Raw genomic sequence first — 22149 nt, 5'->3', positions numbered from 1 at the left:
CGGGTCCAGGTCAGTCCGCAGCAGGCGGGATCGTGATCTTGGGCTCATCGGAAGCCCGAAGGCTTCGCCACGTGTCGTAGGCGATCACGCCGCCCACAATCACCAGGGACAGCGAGACGGATGCCAGGGCATCCGTTGCCCAGTGGTAGCCCAAATACACGCGACTGACCGCCGCGGCGACGATGCACAGGAGCGCGAAGCCGAAGCCCGCCCATGCGCCGCGGATGCTTCCACGACGGGAGAACACGAGATATGCGGTCAACAGGACGAAGTCTGACGCGCCCAGGACGTGTCCGGACGGAAAGGAAAAGGATGGATCGGGGCCGAACAGCATGAGATCGGTCGGCGGCCGATGGCGGTCCACCGCATGGCCGATCAGCTGCGCCAGCACGACTCCGACCAACATGGCCGATGCCAGGATCAGTGGACGTCGGGCGTGCTTGCCGACGATGCCCCAGACCACACACACGACGAGCAGGAGGCCGGGAAGGGCGACGGGCCCGAAAAGGATCGCCAGTCCGATCATGACCGCCGTCATGGTCGGCGACCGCAGTCCGAAGAGCCAGTCCTGCACAGGCGCGTCCACGCCGGTCAGTCCACCGTGCAGCAGAACGGAGGCGAGGATCGCCAGGAAACAGGCGGCACCGGAACCGGCGAGGATCATCGACGTCAGATAGAGTCGCCGGCGTGAGTCGGGTCCCAGCACGCGCTCCTCCGCGATGAATCTCGAGCGGATGCCGCGCACGGTAGGCCGCTCGTCATCGGTGTGGGGAGAAGTCACGAGGCACCACGGTGTGTCGAACGTGACCGGCGATCCACGGCAAGTGCGCGTTCACCGTCGAGCTTGGCCGCGAGCGGTGCCCAGACGACAATTGCGACGCCGATTCCGAGCAGCAGGGCGCCCACGGTATCGGTCAGCCAGTGGGCACCCAGATAGGTGCGACTGATCATCATGAGGGCCGTGTAGACGGTCCCCGCGGCTACGACCCAGATCCGCGGTGCGAGAATCGCCAGGACGGCCGCCATCGTCGCGGCATTGGCAACGTGGCCCGATGGGAAAGACCCGAAATCGAGGTTCGTCAGGAAATTTTCTGGGCGTGCGCGTCCGAAGAATTGTTTCAGGAGTTGGACGCCCGCTCCGGTGACGATGGTCGCGACCAGGTAGTAAGCCGCCGCCCAGGGACGTCGGGCCAGGAAGAGTGCGGCGGCGACGAGCACCGGCACGACGAGGGTCGCCACCACGCCTCCTCCGAGGAAGTCCATCGACAGTGCCAGGACCTGCCAGAGGGGTTCGCGATTCTCAACCAGTTCCCTCATCCATTCCACGTCGATGGACAGCGGCAGCCCATGGTCGCGGGTTGCAATCAGAGCGCCCAGCGCACACGCCAGGGCGACGGCTGCGAGGCCACTGATCAGGGGCCACCGCCGGGAGACGCGGCGTGCACCCGACGTTGCCGCACCTTCAGGACGCACACCGGGCGCTGCATCCGAGCGTTCTGTCGAACTACCGGCCATGACTCCAGCCAAAGGATCGTTTGATGGGCACCGATCGGTCACCATGCTCGTGCGGTGATCGAAGGTGAAGCGAGCTTACCTCCCGGGGTACCGTCGACCCAACTAAGGTGGGGACACGTGAATCCGCGCGGCCGCCCGTCAGATCGGACTTCCAGAGTGAACCTGCGAAAGCTGCCCAAGGCCCTGCCGATCGCGCTCCTCGTCATCGAGATGGCCATCCGCGTCGGGGCGGTCATCAGGATTCCGCCGAACCGCCGTCCCACGTCGGCGATGGCCTGGCTGATGGCGATCTTCATTGCGCCGATCCCGGGAGCGGTCCTCTTCAGCCTGTTCGGCAGCACCAGGCTCCCGAAGACACGGCGCGAGAAGCAACAGGACATCAACGACTACATCCTCGGCACGACCGCCGGCCTCGACCAGGTCTCCAAGACGGAGACCTGGCCCCAATGGTTCGAATCCGTCGTCGAACTGAACCACACGTTGGGCGCCATGCCGCTCGTCGGCGGCAACGACGCTGTGCTTCTGCCTGACTACGAGGAGTCGATCGCCGCGATGACCGAGGAAGTGATGAGGGCCGAACGGTACGTGCACGTGGAGTTCTACATCCTCAGCCGGGACCGGACGACGATGCCGTTCTTCGACGCCCTCCTGGCAGCCCATGAACGGGGTGTGATCGTCAGGGTTCTCTATGACCACATCTCGACGATCCGGAGCCCACAGGGCCGGGCGACCCGCCGTTGGCTGAGGAACGTCGGCATCGATTCCCACGAAATGCTGCCCTTCCATCCCTTCAGAACGCAATGGCGGCGCCCGGACCTGCGAAACCACCGCAAGGTGCTCGTGATCGACGGAATCGTCGGATTCATGGGCTCGCAGAACATGGTCGACCCCAGCTACAACACCAGGGGAAATATCAGACGGAACCTCCGGTGGAAGGATCTCATGGTGAGGCTGGAAGGCCCCGTCGTCGCGGGCGTCAACGCGATCTTCATCACCGACTGGTACTCCGAGACGGAAGATCTCCTCACCCGTGAGGCAGACCCGATCTATTCAGTGACCACCGAGGACACCCTCGACTGCCAGGTCGTCCCGAGTGGGCCCGGATTCGAAGGCGAGAACAACCTGCGGGTCTTCAACGCCCTGCTCTACTCGGCCCAGGAACGACTCGTCATCGCCAGCCCCTACTTCGTCCCCGACGACTCCATGCTCTACGCGATCACGACGGCCGCGGAACGGGGAGTAACGGTGCACCTGTACGCCTGCGAAGTCGCCGACCAGGCCCTCGTCTACCACGCACAACGCTCGTACTACGAGACCCTGTTGCGGGCGGGCGTGCGCATCTTCCTGTACGAGAAACCGGTCGTCCTACATGCCAAGCATTTCACTGTCGACGATGAAGTCGCGGTGATCGGGTCGAGCAATATGGACATGCGCTCGTTCAGCCTCAACTTCGAAGTCTCGCTGCTCGTCCGGGGGAGACGTTTCGTCGACGCGCTGCGCAGCATTCAGGACGACTACCGGACCCATTCTCGGGAGGTGCTCCTCGACGAGTGGCTCGAGCGGCCGCTGCGCACACAAGTCCTGGACAACCTCAGCCGGCTCACGGCAACGGTCCAATGACCGCCGCATAGCGCGATCACTCCCGCGCCCGTCGCACAACGAGAGGGCAGGTACGTCAGTCGTTCTTCAGGACTCGGGCGGCACGATCGGGAACGCATCGGAATGAGTCCTTGGGCCACTGTCAGCAAACTGCAGGCTGCCTATATCGCAAGAATCGCTGAGCATCCGATCCGGGCAAAAAAATAGGCCGGACATCCGCTGGATGTCGCGACCTATTTCATTTCACAGCGAAGAACCTGACCTGCCGGATCTTCATTCTGTGCCCGAGGGGGGACTTGAACCCCCACGCCCATAAGGGCACTAGCACCTCAAGCTAGCGCGTCTGCCATTCCGCCACCCGGGCTGGTGCTGGCCAGCCGTTGACCGGCTGACGAGTCAATAATCTAGCACGGATTTCGAGGCCCTCCGGCACACCCCGGCCACGCGCCTGTCAGATGACGGTCATTGACCGCCCACGAGCCCTCTCGACGACGACTACCGATAGCGTGAAGTCATGGCTTCCTGGGCAGACGACACCGATCCGGCAACACCCCCGATCTGACCGCGGAACTCGCCCGCGACCTGATCCGGTTCGACACCACGAACTACGGCGAGGGCCGATCCAACGGCGAAACGGATGCCGCGGAGTACGTCGCCGAGCACCTCAGGGGCCTGGGACTCACCCCGGAACTCTTCGACTCGGAGCCGGGCCGAACGAGCGTCGTCGTGCGCGTCCCAGGCAGGAACCGCGATGCGGGCGCGCTCGTGGTCCACGGCCACCTCGACGTCGTCCCCGCCGACCCGGAGGCCTGGTCGGTCGACCCCTTCGCCGGCGTCATCAAGGACGGCCTGCTCTGGGGCCGCGGAGCCGTCGACATGAAAAACATGGATGCGATGATCCTCGCCGCCCTGGGCGACATCCTCGGGGCAGGGGACGCGCCGGCCCGCGACCTCGTCGTCGCGTTCTTCGCCGACGAGGAGGCCGGGGGAGTGCTCGGCTCGCACCACCTCGTCGACACCCGCCCGGGGCTCTTCGCCGGCGCCACCGAGGCGATCAGCGAGGTCGGCGGCTACTCGATCACCCTCGGCGGCCAGCGCGCCTACCTGCTGCAGACGGGGGAGAAGGCCCTCATCTGGATCAAGCTCGTAGCCCGGGGCGACGCCGCCCACGGTTCCCGGCTGATCAGGAACAACGCCGTCACGAAACTCGCGACTGCTGTCGCTGCGATCGGAAGCCAGGATTGGCCGATCCGGCTGACCGGCACGACGACCCAGCCTGCTCGCCGAGATCGCCCGGATCCTCGACGTTGACCCGCAGGCTCGTCGGCCCGGACGAACTCGCCCTCGCGACCGGCACCGCCTCCGGATTCATCCAGGCCAGCCTCCGCACCACGACCAACCCAACGCTGCTCAAGGCCGGGTACAAGCACAATGTGATCCCCGACCTCGCAGAGGCGCTCATCGACATCCGCACCCTTCCCGGCGAGGAGGACGCGGTGCTCGCCGAGGTCGCGAGCCTCATCGGCCCGGATATCGAGATCGTCGTCATGCACAGGGACATCGGCCTCGAGACCGACTTCGGCGGCCCGCTCGTCGACGCCGTCGTCGGCAGCCTGCACCGGCACGACCCGGGAGCCCCCGTGCTGCCCTACCTTCTGTCCGCGGGAACCGACAACAAAGCCCTGTCCAAGCTCGGTATCCGCGGGTACGGGTTCGCCCCGCTCCGGCTTCCCGCCGAGCTGGATTTCCCGGGCATGTTCCACGGGGTCGATGAGCGGGTTCCGCTCGACGCGCTAGTCTTTGGCAGGCGGGTCCTTACCGACCTGTTGTCGACCTACTAGCAAAGCGAGCCACCGGTGAACTTCCTCAACGCCATCATTCTGGGACTCGTGCAGGGTCTCACCGAGTTTCTCCCGGTGTCCTCGAGTGCCCACATCCGCATCGTCGGCGAACTGCTCGGAATGGGCGGGGACCCGGGCGCCCGGTTCACCGCGATCATCCAGATCGGCACGGAGGCGGCCGTCGTGCTGTTCTTCTGGCGGGACATCTCGCGCATCGTGACGCACTGGGTCAAGGCCCTGTTCGGCAAGATCCCGCGCAGCGATCCCGACGCGCGGATGGGCTGGCTCATCATCTTCGGTTCGCTCCCGATCGTCGTGCTCGGCCTGGTCTTCCAGAACCAGATCGAGTCCACCCTTCGCAACCTGTGGATCACGGCGACCGTGCTCATCGTCTTCGGCGTGCTGCTCGGCGTCGCCGATGCGGTCGGGGCCCACCGGCGCCGCCTGAAGGACATCACGGTCACGCACGGCGTCATCTACGGCTTCGCCCAGGCGCTCGCGCTGATCCCCGGCGTCTCCCGCTCCGGCGGAACGATCACGGCCGGCCTGTTCATGGGCTACGAGCGCCGCGCCGCCGCCCGCTACGCGTTCCTGCTCGCCATCCCGGCCGTGCTCGGCAGCGGCTTCTACGAGATGTACAAGGCCATCGCGCACCCGTGCCTCGAAGGCGCCACCAACTGCACCCCGGAAATCTTCGGTCCGGCCGAGACCGTGGTCGCCACCGTCGTCGCCTTCATCGTCGCCTTGTTCGTGATCGGATTCTTCATGAACTACATCTCCAAGCGCAGCTTCCTGCCGTTCGTCATCTACCGCATCGTGCTCGGCTTCGCACTGATGGCCTTGCTCGCGACCAACACCATCGCGGCATAGGGGTCCCTGAATGCGCGCCTGGCGACACCCCGACATCCCCGTCCTCCCCGGAAACTCCGAAGCTCCGCGCCTGTACGACACGGCGACGGAAGCTCTCGTGCTCGCGGAACCGGTCGACGTCGCCCGGCTCTACGTCTGCGGGATCACGCCCTACGACGCGACGCACATCGGGCATGCGAACACCTACCTCGCCTTCGACACCCTCCAGCGGGTCTGGCTCGACGCCGGATACCGCGTGCACTACGCGCAGAACGTGACGGACGTCGACGACCCGCTCCTGGAGCGGGCGACGGCGACCGGTGTCGACTGGCGGGACCTCGCAGCATCCCAGGTCGACCTGTTCCGCACCGATATGGAAGCCCTGGGCATCATCCCTCCGGACAACTACGTCGCCGTGACCGAGGTCATCGAGGAGGTCGCCGACGCGGTCGCCCAGCTCTGGGACGACGGCCTCGCCTACGCGGTCGCCGTCGACGCCGCCGAGCTCTCCGACACCGACGGCCCGGCAGAGTCGGCAGGCTCCGACATCTACTTCGACATCGCCGCCGCAGAACGGGTCGCACCCTGGCGACTCGGCGACGAGAGCAACCTCGACCGCGAGCAGATGCTGACCCTCTTCGCCGAGCGTGGCGGCGATCCTGACCGCGAGGGAAAGCGCGACGCCCTCGACCCGCTGCTCTGGCGTGCCGCCCGGGTGGGGGAACCGGCCTGGGACTCCCGCGTCGGCGCCGGCCGACCCGGCTGGCACATCGAATGTTCCGTGATCGCGCTCAAGGAACTCGGCACGGACTTCACCGTGCAGGGCGGCGGCTCAGACCTGATCTTCCCGCACCACGACATGAGCGGCGGCCACGCGGCCGCCCTCTCCGGGCATCCGCTCGCCGGCGTGTACAGCCACACCGGCATGGTCGCCTACCTGGGCGAGAAGATGAGCAAGTCGCTCGGCAACCTCGTGCTCGTGTCGGCGCTGCGTGCCGGGGGCACCGATCCCCGGGCCATCCGCCTGGCTTTGCTCGCTCAGCACTATCGCAGCGACTGGGAGTGGACGGTTGACTCGCTCACCGCGGCAGAGGCGCGCCTCGAGGCGTGGACGAACGCCTTCGGTCGGGCCACCGCAGACACGACCGCGAACGCCGATGGCACACTCGCTGATGTCGACACGGATGCCATCGCAAGCGCTGACGAGGTCATCGTCACGCTGCGGGCGGCGCTCGTCAACGACCTCGACACCCCGGCAGCGCTGCGGACCCTCGACGCCGCAGCCGTTGCCGGCGCGGCCGAGCCGGAGCTCGTGGCCCTGGCCATCGACGCCCTGCTGGGCATCGCGCTCTAGCCAGACGAAGGGCTACGGCTGACGCGGCCCGTCTGGTCCTGGACGACCGTCTGCGCGGCCGGCCTGGCCGTCGCGGCCGTCTCCGCGCTTGCGGAGGTACTTCTCGAACTCCTGGGCGATCGCCTCGCCGCTCGCCTCCGGCGAGTCGACCGTGTCCCTGGCCTGTTCGAGCTGGTTGATGTACGCGGCCATCTCCTCGTCGTCCGCAGCGAGGGTGTCGATACCGGTCTGCCATTCCTCGGCTTCGGTGACGAGGTCGCCGCGTGGGATCACCACGTCGATGATCTCCTCGAGCTTGTCGATCAGGGCGAGCATCGCCTTGGGCGACGGCGCGTTGTGCACGTAGTGGGGGACCGACGCCCAGATCGAGAGGGTCGGGATGCCGACGAGCTCGGCCGCGTGCGAGAGCACGCTCAGGATGCCGACGGGACCCTCGTAGCTGCTGCGCTCGATCTGCAGGCTCGCTGCGCACCTCGGGATTCTCGCTCGAGACGAAGATGGAGATCGGGCGCGTGTGCGGAACGTCGGCGAGCATGGCGCCGAGGAAGACGATTCCCCCGATGTCCGCCGCGAGGGCGGCGTCGAGCACCTCAGCGGTGAATCCCTTCCAGCTGCGGCTCGGCTCGGTGCCCAGCAGCAGGTAGATATTGCCCGCGTTGCTGCCGCTCACGCGCAACTGCGCGTCATCGGCGAGAGGCTCGCCGACTACTCCGGGTTCGGCTGGACCGAACAGGGTCGCGCCGGGCCATTCGAGCTGGCGGTGACCCTCGTCATCCGTGGAGATCGTCGGCCGGTTGAACTGGTAGTCGAAGTAGACCTCGGGGTCCACCTCGAAGAGCGAGGACACGTCGAGGAGGTCCCTGAGGATGCCCACGGCACCGGTCGCAGCCTCACCCGCGTCGTTCCAGCCCGCGAACGCCACCACGAGGAGGCGTCCGCCCAGGAATCCATTGCCATCTGTCACTGCGTGAAACCTCGATCTGCCGGGGCGCCCGGAAAAGCACCGTCAGTCAAGGATAAGCGGTGCCCCTTACACTTGGACCCTGTGAACCCGTTCCGTCTGAATTCGCCCCTGCCCGCGGCCGTGCTGTGGGATATGGACGGCACGATCGTCGACTCGGAACCGTACTGGATGCGCGCCGAAACCGAGCTCGTCGAAAGCTTCGGCGGGGTCTGGACGCACAGCGATTGCATGCTCCTGGTCGGCAGTGGCCTGCTGAACTCCGCGTCCATACTTCAGGACCGCGGGGTCCGCCTCGACGCCGAAGCGATCGTCGACCGACTGACCACCCGGGTGCAGGGTCTCCTCGGCGAATTCGGGGCGCCATGGCGTCCCGGAGCGCTCGAACTGATGACGGAGGTCAAGGCCGCGGGCATCCCGATGGCCCTCGTGACCATGTCAGAACACCGGATGGCGCAGCAGGTGTCCGACCAGGTCGGATTCGCAGCGTTCGACGCGATCGTCGCCGGGGACATGGTCGTCCAGAGCAAGCCGCACCCCGAGGCCTACCTGTCCGCCGCCCGGTTGCTCGGTGTCGCCCCCGCAGACTGCGTCGCCGTCGAAGACTCCCTTCCCGGCATTGCGGCGGCCGTCGCCTCCGGCGCCGTCGTCATCGCGGTTCCGCACATGGTCGAGATCGAGGCCAGCGCCCGGTACGAACTGTGGCCGACCCTGCACGGACGCACGCTGGCCGGCGTCCACACTGTCTTTGCCGAGCGGCGCGCGGATGCCGCCGAGGTACCCGCGCGGCCCGGTTCCGGCCCGCATCCGATCGAGGACGACACCCACGCATGAGCGACACCGACAACATGAGCGACACCGGCACCACCCCGAACGGCGAGTACACCCAGGTCATCCAGAGCAGCGGGCCCTTCCGGGTCGGTGACCGTGTGCAGCTGACCGGCCCCAAGAACAAGCTCAACACGATTACGCTCGAGCCGGGCAAGGTCTTCCACACCCACAGGGGAATCCTCGCGCACGACGACATCATCGGCCTGCCCGATGCATCCGTCGTCGTGAACAACGTCGGGGTCGAGCACCTCGCGCTGCGCCCGCTGCTCAACGACTTCGTGATGTCGATGCCGCGGGGCGCTGCGATCATCTACCCCAAGGACGCAGCCCAGATCCTGGCCCAGGCCGACATCTTCCCCGGCGCGACGGTCGTCGAGGCCGGGGTGGGCTCCGGAGCCCTGTCGCTCTGGCTGCTTCGCGCGATCGGGCCGGCCGGGCACCTGGCCTCCTTCGAACGCCGCGCCGAGTTCGCCGACGTCGCGAGGGACAACGTCGCGACGTTCCTCGGCGCCGACCCGTCGAACTGGACGATCACCCTCGGTGACCTTGCGGACGCCCTGCCGTCGGCGGTCCCGGACCAGACGGCCGACCGGGTCGTGCTCGACATGCTCGCCCCCTGGGAATGCCTCGAGGCCGTCTCCGCCGCACTCAAGCCCGGCGGCGTCCTGCTCTGCTACGTCGCGACCGTGACCCAGCTCTCCCGGGTGGCCGAGGCCATCCGCGGAACCGGCTTCTACACGAACCCGGATTCGAACGAGACCATGGTGCGCGGCTGGCACGTCGAAGGACTTGCGGTCCGCCCTGACCACCGCATGATCGGGCACACCGGGTTCCTCATCACGGCCCGGCGTCTCGCACCCGACACGATCCTGCCCGAGCTCAAGCGCAGGCCCTCGAAGACCGACTTCTCGGATGCGGATGTCGAGGCCTGGACCCCCGGCGCACTCGGGGAACGCAGCGTGAGCGGGAAGGTCATGCGCAAGCGGGTCCGGATCGCGGAGGCCGGCGCGGCCACCTCCAAGGCCCGGGGCCTCGACGGGCGAGGGCCGGCCGTCGTCGCCACGCAATTGGACGAGCCCGGAACCACCGAGACGCCCACCGACACCGAGACCGACACCACGACCGATACCGCAGCCGACGCCGGTTAGGATAGGCTCCGGCCGTGTTCGGCCTCCCGACTGTGGGCGCCCCGAGGGCGCCGCACGCTGAACGTCCCACACTGAAATGAGATCCTGTGCGTAGAGCTTCTGCCCTCATTGCGACTGCCAGCCTTCTGCTTGCCGCCCTCACCGGGTGCAGCAGCAGTGCGGATGCCGCGTCGAGCCTGCGTCGCACCCATCAGCGATGGCGCCGCCTCGAAGCTCGTCACGGTCAGCGACAACCTCGGCGCAGTCCCGAAGGTCGACTTCCCCACCCCGCTCATGACCGGGGCAACCCAGGGCCGGGTCATCGTCCCCGGCTCCGGCGACAAGCTCGTGACCGGCCAGCAGGCGAAGATCGAACTCAACGTCTACAACGGGACGACGGGCTCGCCGATCCAGGTCAGCAAGTACGACAGCACGAGCGCCAACGTGCTCACTCTCAACGACCAGACCATCAAGGGCATCACCGACGGACTCGCGTGCGCGCAGGCAGGCTCGCGCATCGCCGTCGTCGTCTCCCCGGATGACGCTTTCGGACCGCAGGGCGGCAACTCCACCCTCGGGATCGCCGCGACCGACTCGCTGGTCTTCGTGATCGACGTTGTCAAGACCTACCTGCTCCGGGCGAACGGTGCCGATCAGGCCCCGGTCAACGGCCTTCCCGCCGTCGTGCTCGACGCCAACGGCACCCCGGGCATCACCATCCCGGGCGGCACACCGCCGGCTGACCTCCAGGTCGCCGTCCTGAAGAAGGGCACCGGCGACACCGTCAAGGAGGGCGACACGGTCACCGTGCACTACACCGGTGTCCTCTGGGCCGAGAAGAAGGTCTTCGACTCCAGCTGGACCAAGGGCGCACCGGCACAGCTGCTCGCCGTCGACGGCTCGAAGACCCAGGGCGGCGTCGTCCCCGGTTTCGCGACGGCGATCATCGGCCAGACCGTCGGTTCGCAGGTCCTCACCGTCGTCCCGCCCGCCAAGGGCTACGGGGACGCAGTGCAGGGAACCATCCCCGCCGGCTCCACCCTCGTCTTCGTCATCGACATCCTCGGCATCGGCTAGCCAGCCCGCTCCGCAACCTCACGCGTCACCCTCCGTTCACGACAACGGGGGGTGATGCTTGTTTTCCGGGGACTGTCCCGTACTTTCGCCGGATCGGCCGTGTCTGCACGCATGCCCCACGAACCTCGGGCCAGGACAATGCGGGCGCGTCTGGGCTCGTGAGTGTGTCGAATTCAGGAGATCCGTGCTGCCGGGTGGGATCGGCCGCACTGGTCCGCGGGCCGGTGTTGCTCTCCCGGGCGGATCTCCTGAGTTCGCCACACAGTGTGCTGGCGTGCATGCGGCCAAACGTCTGAAAATCAGGATAAAAACTCAGAAATTAGGTGAGTAAGTCTCGTATTCGTGTTCGATTTGGGGTAGAATCGGGGTATGGCAGGAGCTACGGATCCCCAGTCACACCCCCCACAGGCAGACGATCTGGCCTCGGGGGATCAGCCCACACCGGTGGGGCTCGCCTCCACCGAATCGTCGGCTGAATCGTCGGCTGAATCGTCGGTCAACTCCTCGGACGGGCAAGTCGAGTCGGCGCATCCCGTTGCGGTCGCAGAAGGATTCGAGGGTGCTGTCGGGCTGGCCGGGTCGGTGCCGTCGGTGCATGCGGATGCTGTCGCCCGGCTCGCCGAGATCCAGGCGGCTCTCGCGGACGTTCTAGCCGCGATCCCGGTCGGGCTGCTCAGCGATGCGGAAGCGGTCACTGCGCTGAAAGAGGTCGAGGCCATTGGGCGGTCGGTGGATGCGGCCCGGGTGACCACCGCAACCGATGTGGACCGGCGGGCGCGGGTGCTGGGCCGGGAGGGTCTGGCGTGGCGGATGGGGTGCCGGGGCCCGTGGGATGTACTGACGCGGGTGACGCGGGTGTCTGCCCGGGAGGTCAAGCGGCGCATCAAGCTCGGGGATGCGGTGTTGCCCCGCCGGGCGGGCCTGGCGGTGTTGCCGCCGTTGTTCCCGGTCGTGGGCGCCGCGCTGGCGGCGGGGGATATCGGGGTGGAAGCGGCCGAGCTGATCACCACGGGGCTCGGGTCGGTCAGTCACCGGGCGGTCCCGGCGGAGGTGGAGGTCGCCGAGCGTGCCCTGGTCGCCACGGCGGCCGGGTGGATCACGCCCGAGACCGAGATCCTCGCCGGCGCCGGGGTGCCCGCGGCCGCAGACCTGATCCGCGGCATGGTGCTCCAATGGCAAGCCATCCTCGACCCCGACGGGGTCCTGCCCCAGGAGGATCTGTTCGAGGCGAAGTCGAACATCGGCTTCGGCCAATTGAAGAACGGCCTGTACCCGGTGAAGGGTGGGGTGACGCCGGAGCTCTACGGGATGATGAACACCCTCTTCGACGCGTTCCTCAGCTTCCACGCCCGGCCCGCGTTCCCCACCGAGGAGGAGCAAGCCCTGATGGACTCCGGGCAGCTGATCCCCGGCGCCGAGACCTCTGGCGAGGCTGGTACGGGCCCAGAGCTGGATGTGATCGAGGCCGAGCTGCGGGAGCGCCGTGCGGATACCCGTACCGGCGGGGAGAAACGTGCAGACATCCTTCGGGCCTTGTTCGAGCACGCCGCCCGGGACGAAGACACCCCGTCGATGGGCGGGTCAGCCCCGACCGTGATGGTGCACGTGAACGCCGCCGACCTCGCCTCCGGGGTCGGCGTCGGGTGGATCGACGGCGTCGAAGCCCCGGTGTCTTTGAAGACGGTGCATCAGCGGATCTGTGACGGCGGCTTCCAAGGGGTGTTGTTCGGGGAGAACAACCAGGTCCTCAAACTCGGACCGGAGCGACGGTACTTCAACCGGGCGCAGCGCCGGGCGATCACCGCCCGCGACGGCGGCTGCATCATCCCCGGCTGCAAAGCACCCGCACACTGGGCCGAAGTGCACCACGTGAAGCCGTGGGCGCAGAACGGGCCCACCACGGTCGACAACGGTGTCCTGCTCTGTTGGTTCCATCACCACACGATTGATACCTCCGGGTGGGAGATCCGCATGGTGAACGGCTCACCACAGGTCCGAGCTCCCGGGCTCATCGACCCGCAGCGACTGTGGCGGCCACCGAACCGGCACCGCGCCCACCAGGTCCTCACCGGACCACCCAGCCGCGACTGAACAGGGACCCGGGCACCGTGTCGCATCCGCTTCTCACTGCTCGACACGGGCGGGCTACCGGGGCTCGGTTAGACTCACAGCGTGTCGACCACCCCCGAACCGATCAACCGCGTCACGGTTGAAGAACGCCTGTTCAGCCTCGTGCTGGCACTGATAGCGACGGAAAACGGCCTGACGAAGGCCGACATTCTCTCGACCGTCCAGGGCTACCGGCAGCGTTACGTGCACAGTGGCGACAATGCGAGCCTGGAGCGGCAGTTCGAGCGGGACAAGGACGACATCCGCGAACTCGGGATCCCGCTCGAGACCGTCGAGCAGCCCGAGGATCCCGGCAACAACCGCAACCTGCGCTACCGGATCCCCAAGGGCCTCTACGAACTCCCGACGGACGTATCATTCTCCGGCGACGAACTGATGCTGCTCAAACTCGCCGCGACGGTCTGGAAAGAGGGCTCGCTGTCCGCCGAGTCCCGGCGCGCCCTGACCAAGCTCAACGCGCTCGGCGGAGCGGACGGCGACCCCGTCCTCGGATACGCCCCGACCCTCCGGGTCCGAGAGGCCTCATTCGAACCGCTCAGCAAGGCCATGGACCGTGGGCACGTCGTCTCCTTCCTCTACCTCAAGCCCGGCGAGGCCGCCCCGCGACGCCGGAAGGTGGCGCCGCGCGCGGTCGTCCAGCACGAAAGCCGCTGGCATCTGTTCGGGACCGACCTCGACGCCGGGGCCACCCGCACGTTCCTGCTGTCCCGCATCGTCGGACCGGTCACGGTCGTCCCCGACCTCGTCGCCCCCGAATCCGGGCCGGACGCGGGCCAGACCGCCCTCGCCGAACTCGACGCCCTCTTCACGGCCAACGTCGCAGAGATCGAGGTCCTCCCGGGCAGCGATGCCGCCGTCCGCCTCGGCAAGCGGGCAGCCGATGCCTCCGGCGCCCAGCCGACCGCGGCGCTCGTCCTGCACTACACCGACCTGAACATCCTCGCCGACGAGCTCGCAGGATTCGGGCCGGAGGTGTTCGTGCACGCCCCGCAGGCGCTCAGAGACGCCGTGCTCGACCGGCTTCTCTGCGTCCGCGACGCCCACGAGCCGCTCGAGGCGCGCTCATGAGCCCCCGCGTGCCGCTCGGCGCACCCGACAAGCTCACGTTCCTGCTCTCGCTCGTCCCGTATCTCATCGACCACGACGGCATCAGCGTCACGGACGTCGCGGCCCACTTCGGCGTCGCCCCCGAGCGCGTGCGCGACGCCGTCACCCTGATCGCCGTGTCCGGGGTGCCCGGCGACACGAGCCAGTACCTGCCGGGGGACCTCTTCGACATCGAGTGGGGCCAGTTCGAGGCCGACGACACGATCGTGCTGACCCATCTCGTGGCGATCGAGGATTCCCCCCGGTTCTCCGCCCGCGAGGCAGCCGCGCTCATCGCCGGGCTGCAGTACCTCTCGTCCCTTCCCGAGAATGCCGACCGCGATGCGATCGCATCCCTGATGGCCAAGCTGACCCGGAGCGCCACCGCCGCGCCGAGCCAGCTCGCCGTGTCCGCGAGCACCTCGGGAGCAGCGATCTCCGTCATTCAGTCCGCCCTGCGGACCGGCGTCCAGGTGCGGTTCGACTACCTGAACGCCCGCGGCGGGCAGGAGGAACGCTATGTCGACCCGCTCCGGGTCGAATCCGTCGACCGGGACTGGTACCTGCGCGGCTGGTGCCACCTGCGCGGCGCCGTCCGGACTTTCCGGCTCGACCGGATGAGCGCGCTCACCGCGACCGATCGCCCCGTGACAAGCCGCACCGAGGAACTCATCCTGCCCGAGACCCTGTTCCAGGGCTCCGAATCCGACCTGAACGTGGTCGTCGAGCTCGCCGCCGGTGCGCTGCCCCTCCTCGGCGACTACCTCTCCGGCCGCCCGGTCCAGCCCCTCGAGAGCGACCGGGTCAGGGCGACCCTGCGTGTCTCGCACTATCACGCGCTCAAACGCCTCGTCGCGGGTCTCTCCGGGGTCGTCACCGTCGTCGAACCCGCCGCAGCTCGCGAGATCGTGCGGGCGTGGGCGGATGCCGGTGCGGCGCGGTACGCGGAGGCTGCGGCATCCACTGCAGCGGCAGGGCCGGGGGAGTAGCCGATGCCGTGGTGGAGTTGGGTCCTGATCTGGACCGGCCTCGTCCTGGTCCTCCTCGGGATGCTGGCCTGGTTCGCCGTGACGCTGTTCCGGAAGCTGATGGCCCTTGCGGATGCGGTCGGCGCGCTCGGCGACCTCGTCGGCGGACTCGACGCCGACCCGGCCGAGGAGACGCCACCACGACGTCCGGCGATCTTCGCGGACTGGAGCGAACTCGCCCTGGCCGTCGACCTGCAACGCACCGCCCGTGAACGCCACAGGCAGGAACGGCGGGATCGCCGGATCGCCAGAGGTAAGCTATTGCAACACGGCCCGATCGTTAGACCTGACCCACCGATGAAGAGGACGCAACCTCATGCTTAACAACCTGACCGGATGGCACTTCCTGATCATCCTTGTCATCGTTCTGCTGCTCTTCGGTGCGCCCAAGCTTCCCGCACTCGCGCGCAGCCTCGGCCAGTCGATGAAGATCTTCAAGAGTGAGATCCGCAGCGACGAGCCCGCCGAGACGAAGAGCGCACCGGGGACGGACTCCGCCCCGGGAGCCGACGCGCCCGATCCGACGACAAAGCCGTAACCTCCGTGCCTGGGCGCACTCCTCGGCGCACGAACTCCGACGGGAAGATGTCCCTCGGGCAGCACCTGCTCGAGCCTGCGGAAACGCCTCTTCCTCGCGGCAGCCGGAATTCTCGTCGGCGCGGTGATCGGCTATTTCCTGTCCGATTTCGTCTGGAACGCCCTCAGGGAGCCGATCTACACGATCGCGTCGGCACAGGGGCGCAGCGCGCAGCTGAACTACCCGGACATCACGAGTGCCTTCGACCTCAAGCTCAAGATCTCCGTCTACGTCGGAATCGTGATCTCGAGCCCGATGTGGCTGTACCAGGTCTTCGCCTTCCTGATGCCCGGACTTACCCGAACCGAGAAGCGCTACACCTTCGGCTTCTTCTTCACCGCGGTGCCTCTTTTCCTGGCGGGCTGTGCCGCCGGCTTCTACGTCCTGCCGCACGTCGTCGAGCTCATGACGAGTTTCGCACCGTCGCAGGACGCCGCGCTCATCACCGCTCAGAGCTATTTCGATTTCGTGCTCAAGCTCGTCGTCGCGATCGGGATCGCATTCGTGCTGCCCGTGTTCATCGTTCTGCTCAATTTCGCGGGGGTGATCAGTGCGACGTCGATCATCAAGTCCTGGCGGGTCGCCATCCTCGTGATCATCCTTTTCACCGCCATCGCTACCCCCGCGGCCGACGTCGTGTCGATGTTCCTCCTCGCCGTCCCGATGGTGGTGCTGTATTTCGCCGCGTACGGGGTTGCCGTGCTGCATGACCGGCGTGCCGCCCGGCGCGCCCTCGCATTCGAACAGGAGCCTGGCGCTCTAGGCGTCCCCCATGACCTCTCTCCAGACTCCGGCCGAGCCGACACCGGCCGAGCGCTTCGCAGCGGCTCGGGACCGGGCGAGCCGTCCCAGGCTCTCCGCCTTCCGAGCCGGCCTCCGGTTCGATCTCGACCCGTTCCAGATCGCCGCCTGCGCCTCCCTTGAGGACGGCAACAGCGTGCTCGTCGCGGCTCCGACCGGAGCGGGCAAGACCCTGATCGCGGAGTTCGCGATCTACCTCGCGATGAAGCAGTCGACCAAGAAGGTCTTCTACACCGCCCCGATGAAGGCGCTGAGCAACCAGAAGTTCCAGGAACTCGTCGCGGAGTACGGGGCAGACGAAGTCGGCCTCCTCACCGGTGACACCAACGTGAACCCGCAGGCCCGCATCGTCGTCATGACGACCGAGGTGCTGCGCAACATGCTCTACGCGGACTCCGACCTGCTCACCAACCTCGCCTTCGTGGTGCTCGACGAAGTGCACTTCCTCGCCGACCGGTTCCGCGGCGCCGTCTGGGAAGAGGTCATCATCCACCTGCCGCAGAACGTGCGGATGGTGTCCCTGAGCGCAACCGTGTCGAACGCCGAGGAGTTCGGCGACTGGCTGCAGGCCGTTCGCGGCGAGACCGACGTCATCGTCTCCGAGGAACGGCCCGTGCCGCTCGAGCAGCACGTGCTCGTCAAGAGCAAGATGCTCGACCTGTTCGACTCCGCGGGGGCTGCGGGAACCCACCGGGTCAATCCGGAACTGGTCCGCCTCGCCCAGGGCGCCGGCCGCGGGGTCTCCGTCCGCCAGGATGGCAGGCACGGGGGCAACCGCGGCCGCGCGCAGCCTCCGCGGTCGACCTTCGAACCGGGCAGGATGGACCGCGCCGAGATCGTCCGGCTCCTCGGCGGCAAGCACCTGCTCCCCGCGATCTTCTTCATCTTCAGCCGGGTCGGTTGCGACCAGGCGGTCAACCAGGTCCTGCGGGCGGGCGTCCGCCTGACCGATGCCGCCGAACGCGCCGAGATCCGCGCGATCGTCGACGAACGCTGCCGCACCCTGCTCGACGAGGACCTCGGCGTGCTCGGCTACTTCGAGTGGCTCGACGGTCTCGAACGCGGTGTCGCCGCCCACCACGCCGGCATGCTGCCCGCCTTCAAGGAGGTCGTCGAGGAGCTCTTCCAGAAGAAGCTCGTCAAGGCGGTCTTCGCGACGGAGACGCTCGCCCTGGGGATCAACATGCCCGCGCGAACCGTCGTCCTCGACAAGCTCGAGAAGTTCAACGGCGAGGCCCGGGTACCGATCACGCCGGGGGAGTACACCCAGCTCACCGGCCGCGCCGGCCGGCGCGGCATCGATGTCGAAGGCCACTCGGTCATCCAGTGGGCCGCAGGACTCGACCCGCAGACCGTCGCGTCGCTCGCCTCCCGCCGCACCTACCCGCTCAATTCGAGCTTCAAGCCGACGTACAACATGGCCGTGAACCTCATCGACCAGTTCGGGCGTGACCGCACTCGCACGGTCCTGGAATCCTCGTTCGCCCAGTTCCAGGCCGACAGGGCCGTCGTCGACATGGCCAGGGCCGTTCGCCAGCAGGAGGCATCCCTCACGGGCTTCGCCGCCTCGATGGTCTGCCACCTCGGCGACTTCACCGAGTACTCGGCAATCCGCCGCCGGCTCACCGAGGTCGAACGGGAGACGCTCACGGGGGAGACCGGCGCCCGCGCGGCGAAGGAGCGCCGCCAGCGCGAGCTCGCGAGCCTGCGGAAGCGGCTGCGCGCGCATCCGTGCCACAACTGCCCCGAACGCGAGTCCCACGCCCGCTGGGCGCAGCGCTGGTGGAAACTGCGTCGAGAGACGGATGCCCTCACCAAGCAGATCACGACGCGCACCGGCGCCGTCGCCCGCGTCTTCGACCGTGTCACCGAGGTCCTGCTCGGCTACGGATACCTGCTCGAAGACCACGCCGGCGCGGTGACGCTGAGCGAGAGCGGCCTCATTCTCCGGCGGATCTATGCCGACAGGGACCTGCTCGTCGCCGAGTCGCTGCGCCGCGGACTGTGGAACGACCTCGACCCGGCCGGACTCGCAGCGATGGCCTGCGCCCTCGTCTTCGAGCCGCGGCGCGAGGAGGGGCTCATCGACGAGCGGTATCTGCCCCGGGGACCGTTCCGGGCGGCCCTGCACGACACCCAAGAGCTCTGGAGCCGCCTGGACGACCTCGAGCGGGAGCACCAGCTGCCGGGAAGCAACCCGCTCGCGGTCGGGCTCAGCCTCGCGATGTGGAAATGGGCCCGCGACGGCTCGCTCATCGACGTTCTCGACGAGGCGGAGATGGCCGCAGGGGACTTCGTGCGCTGGACCAAGCAGACCATCGACCTTCTCGACCAGCTGTCCGTCGTCGCCGACGCCCCGGTCGGCGTGACCGCCCGGATCGCGCTCGACGCCATTCGGCGCGGCATCGTCGCATACTCCTCGTTCGCCTAGGCCGTGCCGGTGAACCCGAGAGAGATGAACGCGAGAGAGATGAACGCGGAGCGGGGGCCTTCCGGCTGCCCCTCCCTGCGGCCGTCCTGCTGGCCGCCGGCGCGGGAGCAATCCTCGACGGCGGGTTCCCCGACCGCTCCTGGTGGGTCCTCGCGCCGCTCGGGGTGCTGCTGATGTTCGTCGCGTTGCTCGGTCGCCGGCCGGCGCCGGCGCTTCTCGTCGGCATGGTCGCCGGGCTGTCGTTCTGGCTGATCCACATCAGCTGGATCACCCTCTACCTCGGCCCGGTGCCCTGGCTCGCCCTCGGAGGACTCGAGGCGATCTTCTTCGGCGTCGGACTCTGGCTCATCGCCGTGGTCCTGAACCGTGGCCCGCGCGCCTGGCCGACCCGATGGGGACGCCTCGGCCTCGTTCCGCTGGTCGTGGCCGGCCTCTGGACGGCACGTGAGGCGATTTCCGCGGTCTGGCCGTATGGCGGCTTCGCCTGGGGCCGGGTGGCCATCTCACAGTCGGAGAGCCCGTTTGCCGGCCTCGTGGCCTGGGTCGGGATGTCCGGGCTCAGCTTCCTGATCGTCTGGCTCAGCGCGCTCGCGCTGCAGTTGCTGCGGGAGGTCGGCTGGGGCGCGCTGGCCAGGTGGACCGTGCTCACGGCATCCGTCGCCCTGCTCCTCGTCGTGCCGGCGGTGCCCATCGCCCAGTCGGGGGAGGCCAGGATCGCCGCCGTCCAGGGCGCGTCCGATGCCGGTCTCTTTGCGCAGTATTCGCCGGGGCAGATCCTCGCCGACCACACCTCGGCTACCCTGCCGCTGGTCGGTCAGCCGGTCGACTTCGTCGTGTGGCCGGAGAACGGCAGTGACATCGACCCGACCCGGTCTCAGGACGCTGCGAACGTCCTCGACTATGTCAGCCGCGCGATGATGGCCCCGCTCATCACCGGCACGATCACCTACCGGGACGGCAAGTACTACAACACGAGCCTGCTCTGGAAGGCGGGGGAGGGCGTCACGGCCCTCTACGACAAGGTGCACCCGGTACCGTTCGCTGAATACATGCCTGATCGGGCCTTCTGGCGTCCCTTCGCCCCGGAGTTGATCGACCTGATCTCGCGGGACTACCAGCTCGGGACCCAGCCGAACGTCTTCGACGTCAACGGGATCCTGGCCGGAATCGCGATCTGCTTCGATATCGCCGACGATCAGCTGGTCCACCAGATGATCGACTCCGGGGCGACGGTGATCCTCGCGCAGACCAACAACGCGGACTTCGGACATACGGACGAGAGCGTCCAGCAGCTCGCGATCGCCCGGTTGCGCGCGATCGAGGCCGGACGCACCGTCGTCAACATCTCGACGGTCGGAACGAGCGCCATCATCGCGCCGGACGGCCACACGATGGACAGCCTCCCCACCTGGGTCCCCGGTTCCATGGTGCAGACCGTTCCGCTCAGTACGACCCGGACGCCCGCGATGGCGGCGGGGCGGGGCATCGAGTGGCTCGTCTCCGGGCTCGGCCTCGCGGGGCTCGTCTTCTGCCTGCTCTTCGCGCCCTCGGCACCGCGTGAGGCGCGCCGGCGAGCGGCCGAGGCAGCGGCGCGACCGGTTAACGCAGAACGCACCCGAACGAATCGGGTGCGTGCGTAGTGTCTGATCGGCGTTAGGCGCCGATCTTCTGCTGTCCGCGACGTGCGCGCAGGAACGCGAGGCGTTCCTCGAGCAGTTCCTCGAGCTCGGGACGGGTGCGACGTTCCAGGAGCATGTCCCAGTGCGTGCGCGGTACCTTCTCGGCCGAGTGATCGACGATGACGGGCTTGGAATCGACGAGCCGGGTGGCCGTCTGGGAACAGAACCGGCATTCCCACTCGTCGGGGGCTTCCGCCTCCGCCGAAAAGATCATCACCGTCTCTCGTGAGCACGTTGCACACAGGTATGTGTGACTAACTCGTGGTGAAAAGGTTACGCCCTCTTCGCTTTGAAGGCTTTGTGCGCCCAACCTCATGCCACGCAAACTGCGATCCGCCATTGTGTGGTCTCCTCTCGCGATGCAACTCTCAGTTATAAACCGTCAAGCTGGGCGTTATCTTTCCGTTATGCCCTTACTCGGTGATAACTCTCAGTTTCGGAACTGAGTTTCATGGCGTTCCGGGCGTGTCGTGGTCGGTTCCGAGATGGGTCAGCGTTGGGATCGGTCGCTGATGAGTGCGGCAGCAACGTCCGATCGGTCCGTGATCAGGCCTTCCACGCCGGTGTCCAGGAGGCGGTCCATGGCTGCGGGCTCGTTGACCGTCCAGACATGCACCTCGACGCCGACTAAGTGCACGGCCCTCACGAAGTGGGGTGTCACCACGTGCAGCACCGACGCGGTCTCCGGCACCTGGACCGCGACACATCCGCTGAGAACGCGCCGGAGCAGCGCCCTGTTCCCGACCCGGGCGGCGACGACGGCTTGAGCAACCACGGATGCGGATGCGCTCGAGGCGACGCCGGGCAGGAGCCGGACCGTCCTTCTCCGGCGATCCTCAGAGAACGAGGTCACCAGCACCCGGTCGGTTGCGCCCGCGGCACGGACGGCCGTCGCCGTTGCGGCAATGGCGTCCTCTGATTTCACGTCGAGGTTGAACCGGGCCTCCGGGAAGGCGTCGAGCGCTTCGGCGAGGGAGGCGAAGGACTGGCCGAAGCCGAGGTCGATTCGTTGCAGTTCGGCGATGCGCAGCGCCTCGAGCTGGATGTCCAGTTCGGGGAGGGCCAGGCGGGCGTCATGACTGAGCACGGCGACCCCGTCCCTGGACACGTGGACGTCCGTTTCCAGGTGGGTCGCACCGCTCGCGAGGGCATGACTGAAAGCGAGGACCGTGTTCTCGGGGGCATTCAGTGCCAGCCCGCGGTGCGCGAAGATGCGCGGGGGCGACCCGGCCAGGAAAGTAGAGGGGCCGCCCGAGATCACGC

17 protein-coding genes, 1 tRNA gene and 3 pseudogenes are annotated in these 22149 nt (G+C 67.6%); 15 read left to right on the top strand and 6 right to left on the bottom strand.

Annotated features, from left to right (window positions below):
- Window positions 1-10 precede the first annotated feature (10 nt).
- Together KIV56_RS02230 and KIV56_RS02225 are read right to left on the bottom strand one after the other, a co-directional pair.
- On the bottom strand, window positions 11-745 hold the full coding sequence (locus tag KIV56_RS02230) for a phosphatase PAP2 family protein (protein WP_281534998.1): 735 nt from the start codon (window positions 743-745) through the stop codon (window positions 11-13).
- A 32-nt stretch (window positions 746-777) separates the two neighbouring features.
- On the bottom strand, window positions 778-1317 hold the full coding sequence (locus KIV56_RS02225; RefSeq protein WP_281534997.1) for a phosphatase PAP2 family protein: 540 nt from the start codon (window positions 1315-1317) through the stop codon (window positions 778-780).
- A 408-nt stretch (window positions 1318-1725) separates the two neighbouring features.
- Between KIV56_RS02225 and cls the strand changes: the two genes are divergently transcribed.
- A complete protein-coding gene (gene cls, locus KIV56_RS02220; protein ID WP_281536043.1) occupies window positions 1726-3135 on the top strand; it encodes a cardiolipin synthase in 1410 nt (469 codons plus the stop codon).
- A 260-nt stretch (window positions 3136-3395) separates the two neighbouring features.
- Here the strand turns inward: cls and KIV56_RS02215 are convergent.
- Window positions 3396-3478: transfer RNA gene (locus KIV56_RS02215), tRNA-Leu, on the bottom strand.
- 158 nt (window positions 3479-3636) lie between these two features.
- Here KIV56_RS02215 and KIV56_RS19380 point away from each other — a divergent pair.
- The 3 genes and pseudogenes from KIV56_RS19380 (at window position 3637) to mshC (ending at window position 7158) form a co-directional block, all read left to right on the top strand.
- Window positions 3637-4955: pseudogene (locus KIV56_RS19380) on the top strand (M20/M25/M40 family metallo-hydrolase).
- 15 nt (window positions 4956-4970) lie between these two features.
- Entirely contained in the window at window positions 4971-5825 is an 855-nt protein-coding gene (locus KIV56_RS02200; RefSeq protein ID WP_281534994.1) for an undecaprenyl-diphosphate phosphatase, read from the top strand.
- A gap of 10 nt (window positions 5826-5835) precedes the next feature.
- Window positions 5836-7158, top strand: coding sequence for a cysteine--1-D-myo-inosityl 2-amino-2-deoxy-alpha-D-glucopyranoside ligase (gene mshC / locus KIV56_RS02195; RefSeq protein ID WP_281534993.1), 1323 nt, complete (start codon window positions 5836-5838; stop codon window positions 7156-7158).
- Between the two features lie 12 nt (window positions 7159-7170).
- Here mshC and KIV56_RS02190 read toward each other — a convergent pair.
- Window positions 7171-8122 (bottom strand): annotated as a pseudogene (locus KIV56_RS02190) (PAC2 family protein).
- Between the two features lie 3 nt (window positions 8123-8125).
- Between KIV56_RS02190 and KIV56_RS02185 the strand changes: the two are divergent.
- The 11 genes and pseudogenes from KIV56_RS02185 to lnt all read left to right on the top strand — a co-directional run bounded on the left by KIV56_RS02185 (window position 8126) and on the right by lnt (window position 20847).
- Window positions 8126-8953 (top strand): HAD family hydrolase, encoded by an 828-nt coding sequence (locus KIV56_RS02185; protein WP_348648453.1) that lies wholly within the window; start codon window positions 8126-8128, stop codon window positions 8951-8953.
- A 14-nt stretch (window positions 8954-8967) separates the two neighbouring features.
- Window positions 8968-10098, top strand: a complete 1131-nt coding sequence (locus tag KIV56_RS02180; protein ID WP_281536041.1) for a tRNA (adenine-N1)-methyltransferase — start codon at window positions 8968-8970, stop codon at window positions 10096-10098.
- A gap of 162 nt (window positions 10099-10260) precedes the next feature.
- Window positions 10261-11154 carry an FKBP-type peptidyl-prolyl cis-trans isomerase gene (locus KIV56_RS02175; protein ID WP_281534992.1) on the top strand — a complete coding sequence of 298 codons (894 nt, stop codon included), beginning with the start codon at window positions 10261-10263 and terminating at the stop codon, window positions 11152-11154.
- A gap of 444 nt (window positions 11155-11598) precedes the next feature.
- Window positions 11599-13245, top strand: coding sequence for an HNH endonuclease signature motif containing protein (locus KIV56_RS02170; protein ID WP_281534991.1), 1647 nt, complete (start codon window positions 11599-11601; stop codon window positions 13243-13245).
- Window positions 13246-13326: 81 nt separating this feature from the next.
- Window positions 13327-14352 (top strand): helix-turn-helix transcriptional regulator, encoded by a 1026-nt coding sequence (locus KIV56_RS02165; RefSeq protein ID WP_281534990.1) that lies wholly within the window; start codon window positions 13327-13329, stop codon window positions 14350-14352.
- Complete coding sequence (locus tag KIV56_RS02160; RefSeq protein WP_281534989.1) at window positions 14349-15359, top strand: helix-turn-helix transcriptional regulator; 1011 nt, start codon at window positions 14349-14351, stop codon at window positions 15357-15359. The genes KIV56_RS02165 and KIV56_RS02160 overlap by 4 nt, the downstream gene beginning before the upstream one ends.
- 3 nt (window positions 15360-15362) lie before the next feature.
- The gene (locus tag KIV56_RS02155) at window positions 15363-15722 is read left to right on the top strand and encodes a hypothetical protein (protein ID WP_281534988.1); all 360 of its coding nucleotides are present in this window, start codon (window positions 15363-15365) and stop codon (window positions 15720-15722) included.
- On the top strand, window positions 15715-15936 hold the full coding sequence (tatA, locus tag KIV56_RS02150) for a twin-arginine translocase TatA/TatE family subunit (RefSeq protein WP_134446564.1): 222 nt from the start codon (window positions 15715-15717) through the stop codon (window positions 15934-15936). Before KIV56_RS02155 ends, tatA begins: the two co-directional genes overlap by 8 nt.
- Before the next feature lie 47 nt (window positions 15937-15983).
- A pseudogene (gene tatC, locus KIV56_RS02145) lies at window positions 15984-16725 on the top strand (twin-arginine translocase subunit TatC); the annotation flags it as partial.
- 22 nt (window positions 16726-16747) lie between these two features.
- Window positions 16748-19207: a DEAD/DEAH box helicase gene (locus KIV56_RS02140; RefSeq protein WP_281534987.1), complete on the top strand. Its 2460-nt coding sequence runs from the start codon at window positions 16748-16750 to the stop codon at window positions 19205-19207.
- Window positions 19189-20847 (top strand): apolipoprotein N-acyltransferase, encoded by a 1659-nt coding sequence (gene lnt, locus KIV56_RS02135; protein WP_432432626.1) that lies wholly within the window; start codon window positions 19189-19191, stop codon window positions 20845-20847. Before KIV56_RS02140 ends, lnt begins: the two co-directional genes overlap by 19 nt.
- A 13-nt stretch (window positions 20848-20860) precedes the next feature.
- Here lnt and KIV56_RS02130 read toward each other — a convergent pair whose 3' ends face one another.
- Complete coding sequence (locus KIV56_RS02130) at window positions 20861-21226, bottom strand: RNA polymerase-binding protein RbpA (RefSeq protein WP_134531837.1); 366 nt, start codon at window positions 21224-21226, stop codon at window positions 20861-20863.
- Window positions 21227-21376: 150 nt separating this feature from the next.
- Window positions 21377-22147: a glycerophosphodiester phosphodiesterase family protein gene (locus KIV56_RS02125; RefSeq protein ID WP_281534986.1), complete on the bottom strand. Its 771-nt coding sequence runs from the start codon at window positions 22145-22147 to the stop codon at window positions 21377-21379.
- Window positions 22148-22149 lie beyond the last annotated feature (2 nt).

Origin of the sequence: Cryobacterium breve (assembly GCF_027594785.1) — a bacterium.
Classification (GTDB): domain Bacteria; phylum Actinomycetota; class Actinomycetes; order Actinomycetales; family Microbacteriaceae; genus Cryobacterium; species Cryobacterium breve_A.
This window is presented reverse-complemented; position numbering and strand designations above follow the sequence as displayed.

Bases quoted from the DNA above. Each gene is read 5' to 3' on its own strand.
- tatA (WP_134446564.1), top strand. From the start codon at position 15,715: ATGCTTAACAACCTGACCGGATGGCACTTCCTGATCATCCTTGTCATC.
- KIV56_RS02175 (WP_281534992.1), top strand. From the start codon at position 10,261: ATGCCGCGTCGAGCCTGCGTCGCACCCATCAGCGATGGCGCCGCCTCG.
- cls (WP_281536043.1), top strand. From the start codon at position 1,726: ATGGCCATCCGCGTCGGGGCGGTCATCAGGATTCCGCCGAACCGCCGT.
- KIV56_RS02130 (WP_134531837.1), bottom strand. From the start codon at position 21,226: ATGGCGGATCGCAGTTTGCGTGGCATGAGGTTGGGCGCACAAAGCCTT.
- KIV56_RS02155 (WP_281534988.1), top strand. From the start codon at position 15,363: ATGCCGTGGTGGAGTTGGGTCCTGATCTGGACCGGCCTCGTCCTGGTC.
- mshC (WP_281534993.1), top strand. From the start codon at position 5,836: ATGCGCGCCTGGCGACACCCCGACATCCCCGTCCTCCCCGGAAACTCC.
- KIV56_RS02160 (WP_281534989.1), top strand. From the start codon at position 14,349: ATGAGCCCCCGCGTGCCGCTCGGCGCACCCGACAAGCTCACGTTCCTG.
- KIV56_RS02180 (WP_281536041.1), top strand. From the start codon at position 8,968: ATGAGCGACACCGGCACCACCCCGAACGGCGAGTACACCCAGGTCATC.
- KIV56_RS02140 (WP_281534987.1), top strand. From the start codon at position 16,748: ATGACCTCTCTCCAGACTCCGGCCGAGCCGACACCGGCCGAGCGCTTC.
- KIV56_RS02225 (WP_281534997.1), bottom strand. From the start codon at position 1,317: ATGAGGGAACTGGTTGAGAATCGCGAACCCCTCTGGCAGGTCCTGGCA.